The 21,695-nt window shown below is 61.8% G+C and carries 16 protein-coding genes and 1 pseudogene; 13 read left to right on the forward strand and 4 right to left on the reverse strand.

All coding sequences use genetic code 11. The annotated features are described in order from the left end of the window. Window positions 1-20: 20 nt before the first annotated feature. Genes CJD35_RS17195 through CJD35_RS17205 form a run of 3 tightly spaced genes read left to right on the forward strand, consistent with a single transcriptional unit; the run spans window position 21 to window position 3,727 of the window. Window positions 21-1,400 (forward strand): glutamine synthetase family protein, encoded by a 1,380-nt coding sequence (locus CJD35_RS17195; RefSeq protein WP_167383168.1) that lies wholly within the window; start codon window positions 21-23, stop codon window positions 1,398-1,400. A gap of 43 nt (window positions 1,401-1,443) precedes the next feature. Continuing rightward, on the forward strand, window positions 1,444-2,739 hold the full coding sequence (locus CJD35_RS17200; protein ID WP_086486380.1) for an aspartate aminotransferase family protein: 1,296 nt from the start codon (window positions 1,444-1,446) through the stop codon (window positions 2,737-2,739). Next, window positions 2,732-3,727: a phosphotransferase enzyme family protein gene (locus CJD35_RS17205; protein ID WP_086486379.1), complete on the forward strand. Its 996-nt coding sequence runs from the start codon at window positions 2,732-2,734 to the stop codon at window positions 3,725-3,727. Before CJD35_RS17200 ends, CJD35_RS17205 begins: the two co-directional genes overlap by 8 nt. A 49-nt stretch (window positions 3,728-3,776) precedes the next feature. Here CJD35_RS17205 and CJD35_RS17210 read toward each other — a convergent pair. After that, a pseudogene (locus CJD35_RS17210) lies at window positions 3,777-5,347 on the reverse strand (aldehyde dehydrogenase). After that, complete coding sequence (locus tag CJD35_RS17215) at window positions 5,292-6,119, reverse strand: type 1 glutamine amidotransferase (RefSeq protein ID WP_095687288.1); 828 nt, start codon at window positions 6,117-6,119, stop codon at window positions 5,292-5,294. The pseudogene CJD35_RS17210 and the gene CJD35_RS17215 overlap by 56 nt, the downstream one beginning before the upstream one ends. Window positions 6,120-6,211: 92 nt before the next feature. Between CJD35_RS17215 and CJD35_RS17220 the strand changes: the two genes are divergently transcribed. After that, entirely contained in the window at window positions 6,212-6,784 is a 573-nt protein-coding gene (locus CJD35_RS17220) for a DUF3237 family protein (protein ID WP_241763668.1), read from the forward strand. 13 nt (window positions 6,785-6,797) lie between these two features. On the opposite strand, the gene CJD35_RS17225 is transcribed toward CJD35_RS17220, so the two are convergent. Then, window positions 6,798-7,538 (reverse strand): GntR family transcriptional regulator, encoded by a 741-nt coding sequence (locus tag CJD35_RS17225; protein ID WP_017183745.1) that lies wholly within the window; start codon window positions 7,536-7,538, stop codon window positions 6,798-6,800. Between the two features lie 252 nt (window positions 7,539-7,790). On the opposite strand from CJD35_RS17225, the gene CJD35_RS17230 reads away from it, so the two are divergent. The 4 genes from CJD35_RS17230 (at window position 7,791) to CJD35_RS17245 (ending at window position 11,508) form a co-directional block, all read left to right on the forward strand. After that, window positions 7,791-8,483 (forward strand): NAD(P)/FAD-dependent oxidoreductase, encoded by a 693-nt coding sequence (locus tag CJD35_RS17230; protein ID WP_244917271.1) that lies wholly within the window; start codon window positions 7,791-7,793, stop codon window positions 8,481-8,483. 75 nt (window positions 8,484-8,558) lie between these two features. Beyond that, the gene (gene istA / locus CJD35_RS17235; protein WP_021238707.1) at window positions 8,559-10,073 is read left to right on the forward strand and encodes an IS21 family transposase; all 1,515 of its coding nucleotides are present in this window, start codon (window positions 8,559-8,561) and stop codon (window positions 10,071-10,073) included. After that, complete coding sequence (gene istB, locus CJD35_RS17240; protein ID WP_031304487.1) at window positions 10,060-10,788, forward strand: IS21-like element helper ATPase IstB; 729 nt, start codon at window positions 10,060-10,062, stop codon at window positions 10,786-10,788. The genes istA and istB overlap by 14 nt, the downstream gene beginning before the upstream one ends. Window positions 10,789-11,007: 219 nt before the next feature. Beyond that, window positions 11,008-11,508: a glutathione S-transferase C-terminal domain-containing protein gene (locus CJD35_RS17245; RefSeq protein ID WP_157742335.1), complete on the forward strand. Its 501-nt coding sequence runs from the start codon at window positions 11,008-11,010 to the stop codon at window positions 11,506-11,508. 57 nt (window positions 11,509-11,565) lie between these two features. On the opposite strand, the gene CJD35_RS17250 is transcribed toward CJD35_RS17245, so the two are convergent. Beyond that, window positions 11,566-15,018 (reverse strand): indolepyruvate ferredoxin oxidoreductase family protein, encoded by a 3,453-nt coding sequence (locus CJD35_RS17250; protein ID WP_026002130.1) that lies wholly within the window; start codon window positions 15,016-15,018, stop codon window positions 11,566-11,568. A 136-nt stretch (window positions 15,019-15,154) separates the two neighbouring features. Between CJD35_RS17250 and CJD35_RS17255 the strand changes: the two genes are divergently transcribed. The 5 genes from CJD35_RS17255 to CJD35_RS17275 all read left to right on the forward strand — a co-directional run bounded on the left by CJD35_RS17255 (window position 15,155) and on the right by CJD35_RS17275 (window position 21,634). Further along, a complete protein-coding gene (locus tag CJD35_RS17255; RefSeq protein ID WP_167383169.1) occupies window positions 15,155-15,841 on the forward strand; it encodes a Crp/Fnr family transcriptional regulator in 687 nt (228 codons plus the stop codon). Window positions 15,842-16,192: 351 nt separating this feature from the next. Next, complete coding sequence (gene nhaA, locus CJD35_RS17260) at window positions 16,193-17,386, forward strand: Na+/H+ antiporter NhaA (RefSeq protein WP_086486376.1); 1,194 nt, start codon at window positions 16,193-16,195, stop codon at window positions 17,384-17,386. Beyond that, window positions 17,383-18,954 carry a DUF389 domain-containing protein gene (locus tag CJD35_RS17265; protein WP_017181611.1) on the forward strand — a complete coding sequence of 524 codons (1,572 nt, stop codon included), beginning with the start codon at window positions 17,383-17,385 and terminating at the stop codon, window positions 18,952-18,954. Before nhaA ends, CJD35_RS17265 begins: the two co-directional genes overlap by 4 nt. Beyond that, a complete protein-coding gene (locus CJD35_RS17270) occupies window positions 18,951-20,228 on the forward strand; it encodes a cation:proton antiporter (RefSeq protein ID WP_017181612.1) in 1,278 nt (425 codons plus the stop codon). The genes CJD35_RS17265 and CJD35_RS17270 overlap by 4 nt, the downstream gene beginning before the upstream one ends. Next, window positions 20,225-21,634, forward strand: a complete 1,410-nt coding sequence (locus CJD35_RS17275; RefSeq protein WP_017181613.1) for a DUF2254 domain-containing protein — start codon at window positions 20,225-20,227, stop codon at window positions 21,632-21,634. Before CJD35_RS17270 ends, CJD35_RS17275 begins: the two co-directional genes overlap by 4 nt. Window positions 21,635-21,695: the final 61 nt, after the last annotated feature.

Below are 21,695 nucleotides of genomic sequence, written 5' to 3' on the forward strand. Positions count from 1 at the left end.
GTCAGTCAAGTTTGGAAGCCATGCAGAACATTCCTCAACCAGCCGATGCCTTGGAATTTCTAGAGGCGAATCCGGAGATTGAATTCATCGAGGTCATTTTTACCTCGATGGCAGGGGTGCCGCGTGGCAAGCGTGTGCGACGCTCGGAACTGCTTAACATATACGAAAATGGGCGGCTGCTGCCGGGCTCCATGCTGGTGGTTGATGTCACCGGACAGGATTGCGAAGAGACCGGGCTGGTCTGGGGCAATGGCGATCCCGATTTCTTGCTGCGTCCGGTTCCAGGGACGCTGGTCAAGGCGCCTTGGCTGGGCGAAGGTGTGGCACAAGTGATCACATCTATGTACAATCTCGACGATACACCCAACGATCTTGATCCGCGCCATGTGCTTCAGCGGGTGCTTGATCGCTTTGCCGAGATCAACCTGACGCCGGTGGTTGCTTGCGAGATCGAATATTATCTGGTCGATCCGGTGCGCGGACCGCGTGGCGAGCTGCGCCTGGCACCACCGCCGGGCAAGGCGAACCCGCCCGAACTTATCGATGTGTTCAGCCTGCGTGACATTCAGGACTATGCCCCTTTCTTCAAGGAACTGTGGCGTCTGGCTGACATACAGGGCATCCCGCTTGAAGCGGTGATTTCGGAATATGCTGCGGGCCAGGTGGAACTGACGCTGCATCATGGCCCCGATGCCCTGCGCGCGGCGGACGAGGCGCTGATGTACAAGCGTCTGGCGCGCGGCCTGGCGGCGACGATGGGGATGGAAGCCACGTTCATGGCCAAGCCGTTCACCCATTCAGCAGGCAGTAGCATGCACCTGCACTTCAGCATCAACGATGATGCAGGCGACAATATTTTTGCCAGCGAAAATCCACAAGGCACGCTCGTGATGCGTCATGCCATCGGCGGCTTGCGCGAAACGCAGGCCGAAGCTTTCGGCATTTTCGCGCCCAACGCCAATTCCTACCGGCGTTACCGGGCCAATTCCTATGCGCCCACAGCGCCGATCTGGGGCGTGAACAATCGCTCGGTTTCGTTGCGCGTGCCAGCCGGGCCGCCCAAGTCGCGCCATGTCGAACATCGTTTCGCAGGTGCCGATGCCAATCCCTATCTGGCGCTGGCGGCGATGCTGGCAGGTGTCCACCATGGCATCATCAACCAGGTCGATCCCGGCCCTCCGGTCGAAGGTGATGGCTATAAGGCTGCTGCAAGCTCGCCCCACCAGGTGCCGGGCAACTGGTACGCAGCGATCGATGCGCTCGATAAATCCGACATCCTGCGGGATTATCTCGGATCGCGGTTCGTGGACATGTACTGCGCCGTAAAGCGCGTCGAGCAGGATCGCTTCTTCAGCGAAGTCGTTTCGCTGGATTACGACTGGTATCTCAAGACCGTCTGATCCGCCCGCTTTGGTGCCAGCCCACCGGACAGGGAACAACGCCGTGAACGAGCCTATGAATGATCAGGCCATTGCCGACCTGATCAAGCGCCGCAATGCTGCCTTTGGCCGTGGAGCGAAACTATTCTATGAAAAGCCGCTGCACCTGACGCGGGGTGAAGGCGCGTATCTGTTCGATACGGGCGGTCGCCGTTATGTCGATATGTACAATAATGTACCCTGCGTCGGCCACGCCCACCCGCGCATAGTAGAGGCTATGACGCGTCAGCAAGGCACGCTCAACACGCATAGTCGCTATCTACACGAAAGCGCCATAGCTCTTGCAGAGCGGCTTACCGCCTTGCAACGGGTCACCGAAAGCGCCGTGTTCAGTTGCAGCGGCACCGAGGCCGTCGAAGTAGCGCTACGCATGGCGCAAATTGCTACTGGCGCGCGCGGGATCATCTGCACGAACCATACTTACCATGGCAATAACGCGCTTGTCGGCGCGCTCACCAATCTGAGCGTGGACGACAGACGCCATGCCGGCCTGCGGTCGATACCCTTTCCCGAAACCTATCGTCCGATCGAACATGGTTTATCGGGGGCAGCGTTGGCCGATGCCTATATCGCCCGGCTCCGCGCGGCGATTGATGAACTACAGGCCGAAGGCGCAGGGATCGCTGCCCTGATCCTGTGCCCGATCCTCGCTAACGAGGGACTTCCGGACATACCGGAGGGTTTCATGGGCAAGGCCATGCACGAGGTGAAATCCGCCGGTGGCCTCATCATCGCGGATGAGGTTCAGGCGGGGTACGGGCGCACTGGACAATGGTGGGGCTATGACGCGGTCGGGCTGATCCCGGACATCGTCGTCACCGGCAAGCCCATGGGGGCGGGCCTGCCACTGGCGGCCACCACCGCTCGCCGGGATCTGGTCGAAGCTTTCCGCGCAGAAACCCGCTACTTCAACACATTTGCGGCAAGTCCGTTGCAGGGCGAGGTCGGGCTTGCAGTGATCGACACGCTCGAATCCGAAGGGATGATCGACAATGCCCGCACCGTGGGAGCGGCGCTGAAGGCCGGGCTGATGGAGAGCATGGGGCGCTGGGATAGCATAGGGGATGTGCGCGGTGTCGGCTTGTTCATCGGGATCGAGTTCGTCGATGGCGGGGGCGCGCCAGACAAGCCTCTCGCCTTCGACGTGGTGTGCCGCCTGCGCGATCATGGTTTCCTCACTTCTATCGACGGGGCGTTCAACAACATGGTCAAGATCCGCCCGCCGCTGCCATTGCAGGCTGCCGACGCCGCCGCGTTTCTCGATGCGTTCGACGTCGTCATGAAATCCATCCATGCCTGAAAAGCTGACGATCGAGCACTATGCTGACGCGGCGCAGGCGGCGGCTGATGCCTTCGGCCTCCAGGCTGCGGAACTGCGTCCGATCTCGATGACCGAAAATGTCGTGTTTCGACTGCGTGAAGCGAAGACAGGTCAACTCTATGCCTTGCGGTTGCACCGTCCGGGCTATCACGCGCTGGACACGCTGGTTTCCGAGCGTGACTGGACAACGGCCCTGGCCGACAAGGGGATGATGGTACCGACTGGAAGACGGGCCTCAAATGGAGACTGGTATGTGCCTATTGCGACGCCCGATCCCGGTGGGTTTCGCCATGCCGGGGTGACGATCTGGCACGAAGGGCAAACGCTGGAAAGCAGGATCGGATCGGACCGTGGGCCTGAAACCTGGCCGTGGTTCCACAGGCTGGGCGCTCTGCTTGGCGAATTGCACACCCACACCCGGAATTGGGTGATCCCTTCAGGGTTCGTTCGTCATCGGCTCGACATCGATGGCCTGGTGGGCGAAACGCCTTTCTGGGGTCGCTTCTGGGACAGCGCGTTGCTCGACGATCAGGAAAAACGCTTGCTGTTGAGCGCGCGGGAATGGGCCACCGCTAGACTATATGATCTTCAGGCCAACGGCGCGTTGTTCGGCCTGATTCATGCCGACAGTCATCTCGACAATGTGTTGATCAGTGGAGACCGTCTTGGTCTGATCGACTTTGATGATTGCTGCTATGGGTGGCTGGCATTCGATATGTGCGTGGCCTTGCACAGCAGTTGGGGCCATGCTGACTTCGCATCGATCCGCGACCATTTTCTTGCAGGCTACGAAATGCAGCATGCGTTGCAGGCTGACATTCTGCAACAGCTTGATCTGTTCCTGCTCCTACGGTCGTTACAACTGGTGAGTTGGCGCGAAATGCGGCCCGATATAGCCGCAAACCTGCGCAAAGAGCTTTGGATGCCAAAGCTTGCGCAGGACATTCAAAAGGCGCTCGCGTCCTGACGCTAGGATGCGCCGACGCGGGGGCAGTGGCCGGCGCATGGCTTCTGACTTAGCCGAACGTGTGGCTTATGACCTTCACGTCGCAATATTTTTCGAGCGCATGGATGCTGCGGTCACGGCCAAAGCCGGACTGGCGGAAGCCGCCGAAAGGCATAGTGATGTCGCAGCTGTCCCAACCGTTGATCCATACCATGCCCGCTACCAGCGCGTCGGCAAAGCGGTGCGCCCGGTTCATGCTGGCCGTCCAGAGCCCTGCCGCAAGGCCGTAGCGCGTGCCGTTGGCAATGCTCAACGCTTCATCGTCAGTGTCGAATGCGGTGACGCACAACAGTGGACCGAAAATCTCCTCCTGCGCCAGTGGGTGGTCGGACGGCACATCGGCAATGATCGTGGGCAGCATATAGTAGCCGCCTGTATCTGTGCGTGCGGCCTGCCCCCACATAGGATACTCAGCCCGTCCGCCCGTGCACGGTCGACCTGTGCCAAGACCGCTTCGAGATGACCCTTGCTCGACAGCGCACCAAGGTTCGTCGCTTCGTCCAGCGGATCGGCGGGAATGATGTTGCTGGCAACGGCGGTCACGCGATCGAGCACCGTCTCCATCACCGCACGCTCCACCAGCAGGCGTGAGCCTGCCGTGCACACCTGTCCCTGGTTATAGAAGATGCCCCAGGCGGCCTGGGTGGCCACCATATCCAGATCCTGCCAGTCGGCAAAGACGATGTGCGGCGACTTGCCGCCTAGTTCGAGGCTGACCCGCTTCAGGTTGCTATCGGCAGCCGCACGCAGCAATTGTCGGCCCGTTCGTTCGGAACCGGTAAAGGCAATCAGTTGCACGTCCATATGCCGCGCCAGAGCATCGCCTGCCTCGTGCCCAAGGCCCGTCACGACGTTGAGCACGCCTGCGGGAAGGCCCCCCTCAATCGCGGTCCGGGCGAGCTTGAGCGCAGTCAGAGATGTGAGTTCGGACGGCTTCATCACAAGGGTGTTGCCTGTCGCCAGTGCGGGCGCGATCTTCCACATCGCCAGATGAAGCGGGAAATTCCACGGTACGATCACGCCGATCACGCCAAGAGGCTCATGCACGGCATAAGACAGACGGGAGGCGGGTGACGGGCCAACCTCACCATAGACCTTGTCGATCGCCTCGGCATAGTAGCGCAGCGTGTTGATCGCCTGTGGAATGTCGAAGCTGCGCGTGGCGCTGATCGGCTTGCCGGTATCGATACATTCCAACAGCGCAAAATCCTCCGCCTGCGCCTCGATCAGGTCGGCAAAATGGAGCAGGAGGCGCTTGCGATCGCGCGGAGCCATGTGGCGCCACTGTCCGGCATCGAAAGTCGCTTTCGCATTCGCCACGGCAAGATCGACGTCTGCTGTGGTACACCGCGCAATCCGGTTGATGCTGGTGCCATCGCGCGGGCTGACATTGTCCAGCGTTTCGCCATGCGCCGTTGCGCGGAAAGCGCCGTCGACGAACGGCTGCGGAGGCAGGCTATGCACGAGCAGCGACACATGCGCCAAGGCGTCATCTGGAGTAATCATGGCATGCGACCCTTTGCTGCTATTCGCCGAGATGGCGCAGCCAGTTGCGCAGTTCAGTGCGGCGGATGCTGCCATCGAGAATGTCGGTGTCGATCCCGAGCCGCCAGACCACGGGTGCGTCGACCGCGGCTTCCGCAGCGATCCGCAAGTCTGCGATGTGACTGTCGAGCATATTGCGGGTATCGAAGAATTGCCCGCCCACCATGTCGTCGCCATAGCCTTCGTATATTTCGGCAAGATGCGGGAGGTCGAACTCAGGATGATATTGCACGCCCCAGGCGATGCTCCTGCCAAGGGGAATGACGGCGGCCTGGACCGGGCAGCGGCTGTTGCTGGCCAACAAGACACTGCCTTCAGGAAGGCGTGAGACATGGTCGTAGTGAATGCATGGCGCATCGAACGCGCTGGCGCGGTCGGTAAGGAGAGGATGGCCTAACCCATCGGTGGTTGGGACGATCTTTCGTGCAAAGCCCATCTCTGCATGGGCGTCGTTGCGCTCGATCGCGCCACCCCCCGCGACCGCGCAAATTTGCAACCCCCAGCAACTGCCAAGGATCGGCAGGCCTGCGTCAGCCACGCGCCGCACCCAGTCGATCTGGCGCGTGACGTCCGGCTCATTGTCGTAAGCGTGCAGGGCAGAGCCGGAGATGACAAAGCCCGCATAATTTTCAGGCGAGCGAGGCGGCTGCGCGCCTTCGTCGGCGCCGTAAAGGACATCGATCTGCAAGTTCGGGTTTTCGGCAAGCAAAGCCCGGACATAGACTTCAGCCGTCGTCTCCTGCCCAAGATGCGCGGCGCGTTCCCGTGCGGGCTGGCTGCTGCCTTCCATCAGAAGGATATTTTTCATTATAGACCTCAAGGTGTGATCACATTATCCTGCCTCAGCTCGAACCCGTTTGCAACCGCAACTGTCGTGTTAGTGATCACAAGGAGGATGTCATGGCCCAATTGACGAGGCGAAGGATGATGGCGGCGGCAGGCGCAGGCGGCATATCGTTGCTTGCTGCCAGTGCCGGTGCGTCGGGCGCGGCCCCTGCTGCCTCGGCTGGCATGGCGCACGGCAAAGCGCGACCTGCGCCGCGCCCGGAGTGGATTTACGACGCCACGGTGGAGCTTGAGAAGGACATTCCGATGGGCAAGACGATACGGGGCGATCGTTTTCGCGTGCCGATCATCGGCGGCACATTCTCCGGCCCGGAGATGAGCGGTCGCATTTTGCCGGGCGGCTTCGACTGGCAGCTCCTGCGTCGGGACGCCTATTGGGAACTATCCGCCGACTATTTCATGGAAACTACGGACGGCGTCCAGATTCATGTGTTAAATCAGGGTCTTTGGTACAGCGCCAGCGGGGATTGGCCTGCAACTTATGCGGTGACGACTCCGCAGTTGGAGGCACCCGACGGTCGCTACGAATGGCTCAATCGCTATATTTTCACCGGAACCGTGGGGCAGGGCGGTACTGCCGAGAAGCCGGCGGTACAGCTGTCGATATTCCGATTGCTGAACCCTTGATCAGTGCCGGTCGTTAGCCGCGCTTTCGCGGCTTGCTATCCTTCGCTGCTGCTGCGGCATTGAAGCGCATCAGTTCATTGCCGATGTGGGTGATGCCGTCGCGAAGATCGGCCTCGATAGCAATGCGAAGGGCCATCCGGTTCCGGGCGCGCACGGCGTCCAGCGCCTCGGCATGGCGATCTACCGTGAATTCAGGCCCGATATATACCAATGCCTGGCGCAGGAACGGCCCGATCTGCAGCCAGAGTGATTCTATCAACGGTACGAACACCGAATCGGGCTGTGCCGAATATAGCGTGCGGTGAAAAGCAAAGTTGCCAGCCAGCCATCGATCATAGTCCCTGATCCTGACTCCCTCATCGACTTCATCGTTATACTCGACGAGTTTTGCGATCAGGGCATCGTCCACATATCCCAGCGCCCGCGACGCAGCCTCTGTTTCCAGCGCTATGCGCGCCGCCAGCAGGTCATCGAATCGCTCGGGCGACATGACCGGAATGCGAATGCGCCGGTTGCCAAGCAGTTCGACGGCGCGTTCCGCGGCAAGACGCCGCAACGCTTCGCGGATGGGCATGGCGCTTACGCCGAGTCGTTCGGCCAGGCCGCGAATCGTTAGCGGTTCACCGGGTGCGATCCGGCCGAGCAGGATGTCGGTCCGCAACTCGCTGTAAACCCGTTGCTGCACAGTCACGACGTCGACCGCAGCATCCTGGTCCACCGGCTCAATCTCGGCGATCCTAGACAATTTTTTCACCTCAAACAGACGGCTACGGGAAAATGTGATGCCAACATCCCGCCTCTATCGCATCGCTATGGGTGTTGACAACCAAAGGATGTCTTAATATGTGATCACATTATAGCAGTATGCAACGATCCATGATCTACTGTGACGAAGTCCGTTAAATGCCACACGCAGTCGTGGGTCCGGATCGTTCTGCCGCCAAACTTATTCCCAGCCGCACGGTTGTCGTGCGGTTCTAAAAGCTAACCAGAAACGGTCTGATCGATGGAACATGCGCCGATCCGCAAGCCCTATGCCGGCCTGCCCTCATATTATGCCGCAACCGCCAATCGCGTGACCGAACGCCCGCAGCTGCGCGGCGAGGAAAGGTGCGACGTGGCGATCGTAGGTGCGGGCTTCACCGGCATGTCGGCGGCGCTTGAACTTGCCGAACGCGGATATAGCGTCATCGTGGTTGAAGGCGAACGGGTGGGCTGGGGGGCTTCCGGTCGCAATGGCGGCCAACTCGTCAACGGTTACAGCCGCCAGCTTTCCGAAGTGCGCAAGCATTATGGCGCGGAGGCGGAGCGCCAGTTTGGCGAAATTGCGCGCGAAGGATCGGACATCATTCGCGAACGTGTTGCAAAATATGGCATCGAATGTGACCTGCGCGACGGAAACAGCATTGTCGGCATGCACGATGCGCACATGCGCTTCCTGCGTGGTCGCGTGGAGGAATGGCACCGCCACGGTTATACCGACGTCGAATTGCTGGAAGGCGATGCAATCCGCAAGGTCGTCAACTCCGATCGCTATGTCGGTGGCTATTACGATCCGCGCGGCGGCCACATGCACTCGCTGAACTATGTGCTAGGCGAAGCGGCAGCATTTGAGGCACTGGGCGGGCGCATCTTTGAACAGTCGCGCGTGACCAAGGTTGAGGATCAGCGTGCAATAGGCACCCCCTTCGTGGGGTGATCGGCGTGCAAAAAGGACCCCTTCATCCCGGGGATTTAGTCGGCCGACTGGTTTTGATCAGTTGGCGAGAACGGGATGTTGATCGTGGAGACAGTGGTTCGGATTCGGCGTGAGCATGCAGCGGGTAAGGCGATCAAGGCGATCGCTCGTGACCTTCGTTTGTCGCGGAAGGTCGTCCGCAAAGCGATCCGGTCGCCGGAGGCGGCGTTCAACTATCAGCGCAAAGTCCAGCCGCTGCCGCGGATCGGTCCTTATCAGGATCGTCTCGATGCGCTGCTTGAGGAGAACGAAGGTCGCGGCCGCCGCGATCGGCTACGGATGACGCGTATCCATGACCTGCTGGTGCGCGAGGGGTTCGATGGATCCTATGATGCGGTGCGCCGCTATGCGGCGCGCTGGCGTGCTGCGCGGCGGAAGGATGCTGGCGAAGGCGCACCGGCGTTCATCCCGATGACCTTCCAGCCGGGTGAGGCCTACCAGTTCGACTGGAGCCACGAGGATGTGGAGATCGCCGGCAAGCCGATGCGGGTGAAGGTGGCGCATATGCGTCTCTGCGACTCGCGCGCACCCTATGTCCGGGCCTATCCGCGCGAGGGCCAGGAGATGCTGTTCGATGCCCATGCCCGGGCGTTCGCGTTCTTCGGCGGTGTGCCGCGACGCGGTATCTACGATAATATGAAGACGGCGGTGACGGCCGTGTTCACCGGCAAGGAGCGTGTGTTCAACCGCCGCTTCCTGATCATGACCGATCATTACATGGTCGAGCCGACCGCCTGCTCGCCGGCGGCGGGATGGGAGAAGGGCCAGGTCGAGCAGCAGGTCCAGACAATCCGAGGCCGCTTCTTCCAGCCGCGGCTCCGGTTCGCCAGCCTGGCCGAGCTCAACGGGTGGCTGGAGGCCGAGTGCCGGCGCTGGGCCGAGCATCATGCCCATCCCGAACGCGGGGATATTACCGTCGCCGAGGCGCTGGATATGGAGCGACCGGCCCTGCAGCCGATCCTGGCACCGTTCGACGGCTTCCATGAGAGCGAGCATGCCGTCACCGGCACCTGCCTCATCAGCTTCGATCGCAACCGCTACTCGGTCATGTCGACGGCCGCACGCCGGACCGTTCAGGTGCGCTCCTATGCCGATCGCATCGTCATACGCTGCGGCGATGCGATCGTCGGGGAGCATGAGCGCCACTTCGGTCGGAACCGCACGATATACGATCCCTGGCATTATCTGCCGGTCCTCGCGCACAAGCCCGGCGCGCTGCGTAACGGCGCACCGTTCCAGGACTGGGATCTGCCGCCCGCCCTGCACCGATTACGGCGAAGGCTCGGCACCGGGGACGAGGCCGATCGCAGGTTCGTGCGGGTCCTCTCGGCGGTGCTCACCGATGGCCTGGAGCCGGTAGAGGCTGCCGTGCGCGAAGCGTTGGCGAACGGAACGGCCAGCGACGAGCTGATCCTCAACATCCTCTCCCGGCGCCGCGAGCCGGCGACACCCCACAGCATCGTCACTTCGGAAGACCGGATGCTGCAGCATCCTCCGCTCGCCGACTGTGCCCGCTATGATCTGCTGCGAGGCTATGATGCAGCGGCATGATATGATCGACACGATGCGCGGCCTCGGACTCAAGGGCATGGCGGCGGCGTTCGACGAGGCGGTCACCACCGGCCTCCAGCGCAAGCGCACCACCATGGAGATACTGACCGACCTGCTCCGTGCTGAGGCGACCCACCGGGATGCAGCCTCCATCCGCTATCGGATGACGGCTGCGAGGCTGCCCGTGGTGAAGGACCTGGAGCGGTTCAGCTTCGAGGGCACACCGATCAATGAGGAGATGATCCGCTCCCTTCACGATGGCTCCTTCCTCCCGCCTCGCCGCAATATCGTGCTGGTCGGCGGCACGGGGACAGGCAAGACCCACCTCGCCATCGCGATCACCGCCAATGTCGTGCGAAGGGGCGCTCGCGCCCGCTACTTCAACACCGTCGATCTGGTGACACGCCTCGAAGAGGAGACCCGGATCGGCAAAGGCGGGACCCTGGCGGCGCAGCTGTCGCGGCTCGACCTGATCGTTCTCGACGAGCTCGGTTATCTGCCGTTCGCCCGCTCGGGAGGGCAGTTGCTGTTCCACCTCATCAGCAAGCTTTATGAGCGGACCAGCGTCATCATCACCACGAACCTCGCCTTCGGCGAATGGCCGACCGTGTTCGGCGATCCCAAGATGACCACGGCGCTGCTCGACCGCGTCACCCACCACTGCGATATCGTCGAGACGGGCAACGACAGCTGGCGCTTCAAAAACCGCAGCTGACAGCCACCTTCGGCGCCTTCAAAAATCTATCTTGCGCTGCGCGCGCCTCCGGTCGGGCTACGCCCGCCCTCCGCCGCACGCAGCGCAAGGCCATCTTCAACAAACCAGCATCATATTATCTGAAAAGGGGGTCCCTCTTCGACGCCGATCGGGGGTCCCTTTTGAACGCCGTTTGACAGACTACCCTTACGACCCCACCACCCGCTCGGCCGTGCACGGGTGAACTATTGGTTGAAGCTCCTCGACGACAGCCTGCGACATTTGGGCATCGCCACCTATGCGATTGCGATGCGGCATCCGATCCTCGCTCTGCCCATCGAACAGCGCGAAGCCTATTATGCATCGGTCCAGATCCCGGAGCGACGGCAACTCTACCGCAACCTAGTCGAACAGGGACTGGAGGCGCTGGAAGTGGCGGGCGCGTTGCAAGGACTCAAGGCGTTGCAGCAAGAAGCCGAACGGAGCCTGGTTACCGATTTCCTCTTGGGCGACTATAGCCTCGCCGACGCAGCATTGACGCCGTTTCTTGCGCGAATGGAATTGCTGGGACTGCTGCTCCCTGAGGCAGAAGGGCCCCGCCTGCATCAATGGTGGAAGCGGGTTCAGAACCGTCCGTCTTTCGAGATTGCCGTCACCGCCGCTGCACCCGAAAATGCCGATCAGATCCGGCAACTCGCCGCCGCGGCGCAGGAGCAGATCGCAAGTCGCTACGCAAGGTGACGACTTCGGGGGCGTCGGGGCGGAGGTCTTGTTCCGCTGGTGTCCAACGTCAATAGCTCAGGGCCAGCTGCTCGCGGCACCATTGCGGGACGCAAACCGCGCTTCAGCAGCAGCGATCCGCTCTGCATAGGCTTCCATCGCGGTCTCCTTGATCGGCCCATAGCCACGCACGGCGTCAATTTCGTCCAGCAGTGCAGCCGCTTCCGGCAGATTTGCATCGCTCAGCCCATCGAGCGTGCGCTCCGCTAGTTGCTCATAGTCGCCAATGAGCTTGCGCTCCGCACGGCGCTCCGCTGTCATGCCGAAAGGGTCGCACATCGTTCCGCGCAGGAATTTCAGGCCTTTCAGGAAACGCAATGCGGGCAGCATCAACCATGCGGGAAATTCGCGCTTGGCCGGCCGCCCATCGCGCCCGCGTCCGCCCAGAAAGGGAGGCGCCAGATTGAAGCTCAGGCGCGCGCCTTCGGCGAAACTCTCGCGCAAACGCGCGTGCAGCTTCGGATCGACCAGCATCCGCGCAACCTCATACTCATCCTTGATTGCCAGCAATTTGGCATAGTTGCGCGCAAAGATGGTCGTCAGAATAGTTGAATCGGGAACCGCCGCGCTTTCACGCGCCTGCACCGCCGAAACGCGTTCGCGGTAGCGCTGCGCAAGTGCTTCGTTCTGATAGGTGGCAAGGTGCGCGGAACGATGCGCCACGATCGCTTCCAATGTGTTGGGTACGGCATCCTCGACGTCTGGCCGAGGCATCATTGCCGTCACCCGACCGGGATTGGCGACCAAAAGGCGTCCTAGACGAAAGGCATTGTGATTGAGACGGACCGCGACGCCGTTCAGCGTGATCGCCTGTTCCATCGCCGCAACCGAAACCGGCAACAGGCCCGATTGCGCCGCCATGCCCACGACCATCAGATTGGCAGCAATGGTGTCGCCGGTCAGGCCAAGCGCGAGCGCCGTCGCATCGACCTGTTGCATGCGCTCCGCGCCGATCTTTTCGGCAAGATGCGCGACCAGCACTTCGCTTTGCGGAACAGCGTCGCGATCGAATTGAAACGCCACCGTCGGAACCACCGCTTCATTGGCAATGGCACGGCTTTTCGGCGACAGCGTCGATGCTGATTCGGGCGAAAGCGCCGCGACCAGATCGAAGGCGAGCAGCAGGTCGGCCTCTCCGCTCCCCAGCCGCTGCGTATGCAGATCGTCCGGTGTGTCTGCGATGCGGATGTGGCTGAACACCGCACCGTTTTTCTGAGCCAGTCCCGTCATGTCGAACAGGGATGCTGCGCGTCCGTCGATATGCGCCGCCATGCCGATCAGGGCACCCACGGTGATGACGCCCGTGCCGCCGATGCCTGCAACCATGATGTTGTATTTGCCCGGCACCACCTTGGGCGTTTCAAGTGAATCGAACAGCGCGTCCGTCAGTGTGACACCGCTCGGCGTTCGCGGCTCGGCATCGCGGATGGTGATGAACGACGGGCAAAATCCGTCGGCGCAGCTATAATCCTTATTGCAGCTCGACTGGTCGATCGCGCGCTTGCGGCCAAACGGGGTTTCCCGCGGCAGGATACTGACGCAGCTCGATTGGACCGAACAATCGCCGCAGCCTTCGCAAACATCTTCGGCGATGAACATCCGCTTGGGCGGATTAGGGAAATTGCCGTGCTTGCGACGGCGTCGCTTCTCTGCCGCGCACGTCTGCTCATAGATCAGCACCGTGCAGCCCGGCGTTTCGCGCAGCATCCGCTGTACGCTGTCCAGCTCGTCGCGATGCTCGATGGTTACCACCTTCGGCATGGTCCGGTCGCGACGATGGTGATCGGGATTGTCGCTCAGGACGACCACCTTGCCGACACCTTCGTGCAGAAGCTGCTGTGCGATTTCCGAAACCGATAAAGGGCCATCGACAGGCTGGCCACCCGTCATGGCAACGGCATCGTTGTAGAGGATCTTGTAGGTAATGTTGACGCCGGAGGCGACCGCTGCCCGGATCGCTAGCAATCCGGAATGATAATAGGTGCCGTCGCCCATATTCTGAAAAATGTGCGGGGTGTCGGTGAAGGGCGCCAGCCCCATCCAGTTGGCGCCCTCGCCCCCCATCTGAGTCGGCAGCATCGCCTTGTCGGGGGTGACGAAGTTGACCATCGTGTGGCACCCGATGCCGGTCATCGAAACGCTGCCGTCAGGGATTAGTGTCGAGCGGTTGTGCGGACAGCCCGAGCAGAAAAACGGGCTCCGCTTCAGACTGGCTATATGGGCATTGTCGGGGCGGGCGGACGTAAGGTGCGCAATCGCCCGATCGATTGCCGCGTCGCGAATGCCGAGTTCGGCCAGCCTGCCCGCAATCAGCCGCGCGATATCGGCGGGATCGAGCTGAACGACGGACGACAGTAGTGCCCGTCCGCTTTCATCCTTTTTCCCAATCAGAAGCGGCGCATCGCGATCGTTGACGAGCGCCTCGGCGATCTGCACCTCGAGAAACGCCTTCTTCTCCTCGACCACCAGCAGCGTGTCGTGCCCGCTCGCGAATTCGGCGACACGCTCGCCGTCGAGCGGCCAGATGCACCCGACCTTGTACAGCGAGATGCCCATTGCCGCAGCGCGCACCGCGTCCAGGCCAAGCAGTTCCAGCGCCTGCATCACGTCGCCATGGCTCTTGCCGGTACTCACGATGGCAAGCCGCGGCGTCCCCGCACGAAAGACCGTTCGGTCGATCCGGTTGGCGCGAACGAACGGGATGACCAGCGGCAGTCGGTGCTCGACCACGATCTGTTCCGCGCGCAGCGGATTATAGGGTCGGATCGCAGCGTGCAGCCCTTCGGGCGGCCGCGATGCGATGGGTGGCAGCGCGGGCGCGAAATGTTCGAGGTCGATATCGATCGTAGCGGTCTGTTCGACCACTTCGTTGACGCACTTCACGGCAGTCCACAGACCCGAATGGCGCGAGAGCGCAAGCGCCAGCAATCCATAGTGCAGAATCTCGCTCACGTCGGCGGGATAGAAACAGGGGATCAGGCTCGCGGCAATAGCCTGTTCGCTTTGATGCGCGACGGTTGACGATTTGCCCCCATGATCGTCGCCATAGAACAGGACGACACCGCCTTTGGCATGAGCGCCCGCATAATTGCCATGCTTGAACGCATCGCCCGACCGATCGACCCCGGGACCCTTGCCATACCATGCGGCAAACACGCCATCATATCGAGCGCCGGGCAGCTGATCGATCTGTTGCGTGCCGGCGATGGCAGTCGCCGCTAGGTCTTCATTTACGCCAGGCTGAAACTTGATATGCGCCGCCTCAAGCCGCCTGGACGTCGACCATAGGGTCATGTCCACATTGCCCAGCGGCGATCCGCGATAGCCGCTGATATAGCCCGCCGTCTTCAATCCCGCCCGCGCATCGAGCGCGGCCTGCGTAAGCATCACGCGGGCCAGCGCCTGGGTGCCGTTCAGCATCACGCGCCCAGTGGTTACATTCCATTTGTCGTCTAGGGTGATTATGGTCATATCGGTCCCGTTTCTCGTCCGTGACCGTCTATCGGAAGCGCTGATGAAGCGCTGTCACCTGCATGACAGCGCAGATTGCTCTCCCCTGCCAACCGAAGGAGAAGGAGTGATGACTGAACGATATTCGGCATTCGATTTGCTGCAATGGCTTTCAAAGGACACCGCCGATGCGTTTCTGGCGGAAGGCAAAACGCGCCACTTTCCTGCACGCAGTTCGATCTATCTGCAGTCCGAAGAAGGCCGGGATATGTTCCGGCTTGTATCCGGGACGGTCAGACTGTCGCTGATCGGCGATGATGGCCGCGATCTTCTATACCAGTTGTTCAGCCCCGGCGATTGTTTCGGCACCAGCAGCGTCGTTGACGAAGAACCACGCCCCCATACCGCAGAAGCGTTTGACCACGTGACATTGCAGGTGTTCGACCGCGCGACGATAAACCGACTGCGGCAAGCGCATCCCGAACTGAACGATGCCCTGCTGAAGCTGCTGTCGCGGCATATGCGGCTGCTCAGCGACTATTTTGCGGCGGCTACGTTCGACGAAGTGTCGTCAAGGCTCGCCCAGCGCCTTCTCGACATTACGGAAACCTTCGGCGTTGCGCGCGACGATGGAATCGGTCTGTCCCGGCGGCTCTCGCAGTCCGAACTCGCGGCGATGGTTGGCACCGCCCGACAGACCGTAAACAAGGTGCTGCACGAGTTTCAGGAGTTAGGCATCATGTCGCTCCATCAGGGCTCCATGATATTCACCGACCTTGCCAAACTTCGCGAAATCGCACTGAAGGGCGCCCGGCTGCAACATTTCGCGGCGGTTTCATCCTGATACGGAACGTCACCGCGGATGCGTGCTTGGTCAAGATCACGTCCGTTGTCGGAAATGCAATGCCCTGACCTTCGTGCTCCATCACGTCCCGTCAAACATCAATCTCGGCAGCGTCAACACTCAAGGCGGAAGGGCTGAGAGAACGGCTGCTCACCCCTATGGTGCAGCGGCGCCATGACAGAAGCGCTTTGAGGACTAAGACCTTGGTCAGAAAATCCCGGAAGCGGTTGCGGTTGCCTCCCGCCGATGCGATGGAGGCGCCGGGTGTTCGTTTTCCATATGCAGGTGCGGGCAGGTATTCACGCTGGTCGGGCCGCCAGCGACCATTAGCCGTATTCGGACGATCATATCATGTACCACCCCCACGCGCACCCGAGCGCGATCCGGCGCTTTCTTGAAGCGCAGTCGTCCGCTGGAATCGTGCTGATGGGCGCTGCGGTCGCGGCACTGCTGATCGCCAACTCGCCCTTGGCGCAGGATTATGCTGCAATCCTCCATGCCAACGTCGGACCGCTTTCGCTGGAACATTGGATCAACGATGGTCTGATGACGATATTCTTCCTGCTGGTCGGGCTGGAGATCAAGCGAGAGATTCTGGATGGCCAGCTTTCCACATGGCCGCGGCGCGCCCTGCCAGGTGTGGCCGCGCTTGGCGGGATGATCGTTCCGGCGCTGATCTACCTTGGTTTTAATCGAGGTTCGACAGCAATCGGATGGGCGATCCCGGCGGCGACCGACATCGCATTTGCGCTGGGCGTCATCGCGCTTCTTGGAAGGCGGGTGCCGGGATCGCTGCGCATATTTCTGGCTGCGCTGGCGATCATTGATGATCTGGGTGCGGTGATCATCATCGCTGCTTTTTACACGTCTGGCCTTTCGCTGCCTTATCTTGCGGGCGCGATCCTCGCGATTTTTGTCCTGATCGGGTTTAACCGTTTCGGGGTTCGCCGCTTGTCGCCCTACCTGCTGGTTGGGCTGCTCCTCTGGCTACTGATATTGTGGTCGGGCCTGCACGCGACGCTGGCTGGCGTCATACTTGCCTTTGCCATACCGATGGAGCGCACCCCTGGCCGCTCCGACGCTGACTGCGACAGCCCCTTGCATCGTCTCGAGCGCGCGCTGCAAAAGCCCGTCGGCTTTATCGTTGTTCCGATTTTCGGCTTGGCGAATGCTGGCGTGCCGTTGCTCGGATTGCCATCCGGCGCGTTGATGGCGCCCGTCACATTCGGTGCCGCCGCCGGGCTGATATTCGGGAAGGCGATCGGCGTGTTTTGCTTTTCATCCTTGGCTGTCCGCATGGGGATAGCGGATTTTCCCGCCCATGCGAGCCGTATCCAGATGCTGGGCATAGCGCTTCTTTGCGGTATTGGCTTTACGATGAGCATCTTCATCACGCTTCTTGCGTTTCCCGACAGTCCATTGCTGCAAGCGCAGGCCAAGATCGGCATTTTGACGGGGTCGTTTGTCTCCGGGCTGATCGGCTTTGCCGTGCTGCATCGGGCGGGTAATGTGGCGCTACATGCATCGGGGGACATGGCGGAATGAGCATGGAAGGATTGACCGAACGCGCATATGTCGCGGGCAGGCGGGTGAATGCGGGGCTGGCCCGGCTGGCCCTGTATCGCTGGTGGCGGCGGCGCGTCGTCGGGACAATCGACCATCAGGCGGTCGTCGCCCGCATCATCGACGAAAGTGGATGGTCGCCCCGCTATGCTTTCATGACGATGATGTCCGCGGGCATTGCGGTGCTCGGCCTGCTGCTATCATCCCCGGCGGTTGTGATCGGCGCGATGCTGATCTCGCCATTGATGAGTCCAATTCTGGGCTTCGGATTCAGCCTCGCGCTGTTCGATTTCGCCGAGATGCGGCGATCGCTTTTGGCGCTTGCCATCGGCTCCTTCGCTGCCGTTGCCTTCACGGCGCTGATTGTGACAGCCTCGCCATTGCAGGCGCCCACGGCGGAGATTGTCGCGCGCACGCGCCCCAATCTCTTTGACCTTGGCGTCGCGCTGTTTGCCGCGCTGGCCGGCAGCTTCGCGATCATTCGCGGCCGGGGCGAGACGATCGTGGGCGTCGCCATCGCCACGGCGTTGATGCCGCCGCTCGCCGTAGTGGGCTATGGTCTTGCGACCTGGAACCTGCCGGTGCTGGGGGGCGCGCTTGCGCTATTTGTCACCAACTTCATTACCATCTCGCTCTCCGCAACGGTGATGGCGCGCTATTATGGCTTCGGGCATCATCTCTCCAGCCGCCAGAGTTGGGCGCAGACCGTGGTGCTGCTGCTCGTCTTTGCCGTCATGGCCGTGCCGCTCGGCCTGTCGCTCAACCGCATTGCCCGTGAGGCGCTGACGATATCCAGCGTTCGATCGTTGCTGAACGAACGCTTCGGCGGCGATGCGCGCGTGACCCAGTTGGAAGTGGCGTTCGACCGCAATCCCAATGTCGTCCGTGCGGTCGTCATCACGCCACGCAATCGGACCCAGAGAACCGCGGATCTGCAGCAGGCGATCGAGACGGCGCTTGGCTATCCGGTTCGGCTCGATATCGATCAGATCCTGCTCGAACCGGGCGCCGGCGCGCTCGACGCGCAGCGCGAGGAATTGCGGCAAGCGGGCGAACAGACAAATTTGGAGGCGCAGCGCATGGCCGCGCTGGCGCGGATGATCGCCCTGATCACCGGAGTTGCCAGCGATGATGTGACGATCGACCGCGATCACCGCCGCGCGACCGCAGCCGCCGTTCCGCTGCCGGGCGCGACCGTCGCCACCTATCGCACATTGGAGGAACGCGCCGCAGCCGAAACCGATGGCTGGCACGTTGCGATCGTACCGCCGCAAGGCCCGTTGCCGGAGATCGCCTTCGCCGATAATGTCGATACGCTCGATCCATCGGCGCGCGCTGCAGTGCTGACGTCCATCTGGGCGGCACAACGCTGGAACGTGCCGATGCTGGCTGTGCCCGGATTGCCGGTCGGCGAACCGCCAGCACGTCCCAACCTGACCCAACGCCGCGCCATGACCGTGGCCGCCCTGCTGGCGACGCAGGGCATCCGTGCCGCCCCCGCGCCGGGCGGGGGGCAACGCTTCAGCCTGTCTATCGGGGACGCACAATGATCGGCGGCCTCAGGCTGACGCCGTTTGACGCGGCAGCGATCCTCATCGTCCTGGCCGCCGCTCTTGGATATTTCAACTATCGCTATCTGAAGCTGCCCTCGTCGATCGGGTTGACCGTGATGGGTGCGATTGCTTCATTGCTCGTGGTCGGGATCGACCGAATTCTGCCCGGCGCGGACTTTGCGCGCGATGTCGTTCGGTTCATCGCCGGCATTGATTTCCACACCACGTTGATGGACGGGATGCTTTCCTTCCTGCTGTTCGCGGGCGCGCTCCACGTCGACTGGGGGGAGATGCGGCGCGGGCGCTGGCCGATCATTGTGTTGAGTACGATTGGTGTAGCCCTTTCCACCGCCCTTGTCGGTGGTGGCTTCCTGCTGCTCGCCCGCGCGATCGGGTTCGATTTGCCAGCGATCTGGTGCTTCGTGTTCGGGGCGCTCATCAGCCCGACCGATCCGGTGTCGGTGATGGGGGTACTCAAACGCGCGAACGTCTCGCCCACGCTGGAGGCGACTGTGGCCGGTGAGAGCCTGTTCAATGATGGTGTCGGCGTTGTGATCTTCACCATTCTCCTGGCGTCCGCCCTGTCTGGCGATGCATTCTCAATGGCCCATGCGGCAGAACTATTCGCGGTGGAGGCAGGCGGCGGCGTGCTGCTTGGACTGATTGTCGGGTGGCTGGCGTTCCGGATGATGCGTTCGATCGACGACTATAAGGTCGAGGTTTTGATCAGCCTTGCAGTCGTGATGGGCGGCTATGCGATTGCCCGGCCGCTGCATGCCAGCGGCCCGGTAGCGATGGCGGTGGCGGGGCTCATCATCGGCAATGCCGGGGTCGCGCATGCGATGAGCGAGACGACGCGCGATTATCTCCATAAATTCTGGGATCTGATCGACGATATATTGAACACTGTGCTGTTCCTGCTGATCGGGCTGGAGGTTGTGACGATCCCCGCTGATTTGCGGCTCCTCGTCCTCGGACTGGCTGCCATTCCTCTGGCGCTCGTAGCTCGCTCGCTGTCGGTGTTGCTGCCGCTTCGTGCGATCCGGCCAGGGCACCGATATGGCCGGGTTGTGCCGGTCACCCTGATCTGGGGCGGCTTGCGTGGCGGCATCTCAATTGCGCTGGCGCTCGGATTGCCCGATGGGCCTGCGCGTTCGGTGATCCTTGCCGCCACTTATGTCGTCGTCCTGTTCTCCGTCATTGTTCAGGGCGGCACGATCAAGCGGGTGCTGGAACGGCTCACTGCTGCCGATGCGAGGAACCAGTCATGAAGGCACGCCTGCTGCGACTGTCCAACGACCTGCGCGAAAGCTACTGGTTCGTGCCGACGATCATGGCCATCGCCGCTCTGCTGCTGGCGTCGGGAATGGTCTATGTCGACAGCCACGCTGGTTCGACCTGGATGGACGGGATGCCGTGGCTCTATGCCGCGCGTCCCGATGGTGCCCGCGCCCTGCTGTCCTCGATCGGCGGGTCGATGATCGGGGTGGCCGGCACCACCTTTTCGGTGACGATCGCCGCCGTTGTCTACGCCTCCGGCCAGTATGGCCCGCGCTTGCTCAGCAACTTCATGTCCGATCGCGGTAACCAGGTAACGCTGGGTACCTTTATCGCGACCTTCGTCTATTCGCTGACGGTGTTGCGCACGATACGATCGGCCGGGGAAAGCGGCGCGAGCGCACCCGCATTCGTGCCGCAACTGGCGCTGCTGGTGGCGTTGATCCTCGTCCTCTGTTCGATCGCGGTGCTGATCTTCTTCATTCACCATGTGCCGATGCGGATACATATCAACAATGTGATCGAACGCATTGGCGACCGATTGATTGAGGAGATAGACTCCCGCTTTCCGACTTATATAGGCGAAGCGCCCGGCGAGCGCCCGGACAATCCTTCTGTTCCCTCCGCCTTCCGCGAAGACGCGACCTCTGCCGAATATGAGCGCCGGACGCCTGTTCGATCGAAGAACATCGGCTATATCCAGTTGATCGACGAAGGCACGCTGCTCGCGGCCGCGCGTGAGCATGATCTGGTGATCCGCCTGCAATATCAGTCCGGCGACTTCGCGCATAATGGCAGCGTGCTGCTGGAAGCCTGGCCCGCCGAACGATGCGGTGAGGATGCGGTGAAGGCGTTGCGTGAAGCCTTCGCGGTCGGCGCGCGGCGCACGGCTCTCCAGGATCTGCGCTTCCTGATCGATGAACTGGTGGAGATTGCGGCGCGCGCCCTTTCGCCGGGGGTCAATGACCCGTTCACCGCGAACAGCTGCCTCGACTGGCTTGGCGCGGCGATGGCGGAACTGGCCCGACGCGACCTTCCATCGCACCTGCGCACTGACGAAGACCATGCGCTGCGGGTCATTGCCTATCCGGTGACGTTCGACGGCTTCATTGACCGCGCGTTCGGTGCACTTGCCCAATATGCCAGTGCGGACAGGATCGCGGGTAAGCGCTTCCTGGAGGCGCTCGGCGATGTCGCGCTTAGCTGCGACGATGCTGGGCGGATTGCCACGCTTGTTGACGAGGCGCGCGCGTTTCGGACGCTGGCGGAGGGGAAGCTGGACGGGGCGTGTCGCGACGTGGTTGTCGGTCGCGCCGACCTTCTGCTCCGGGCGTTGGCGGCTCCGGATTACAAACGCCGGCTACGGGACGATATTGGTTGGCTGGGCGGCTCCGCATGATTATCGCATTTGCCGGGCGGCTTTGCCTGACTTCCGCAGTGTTACGCGCTATGGCGGACGG

Origin of the sequence: Sphingobium xenophagum, assembly GCF_002288285.1 — a bacterium.
GTDB lineage: Bacteria > Pseudomonadota > Alphaproteobacteria > Sphingomonadales > Sphingomonadaceae > Sphingobium > Sphingobium xenophagum.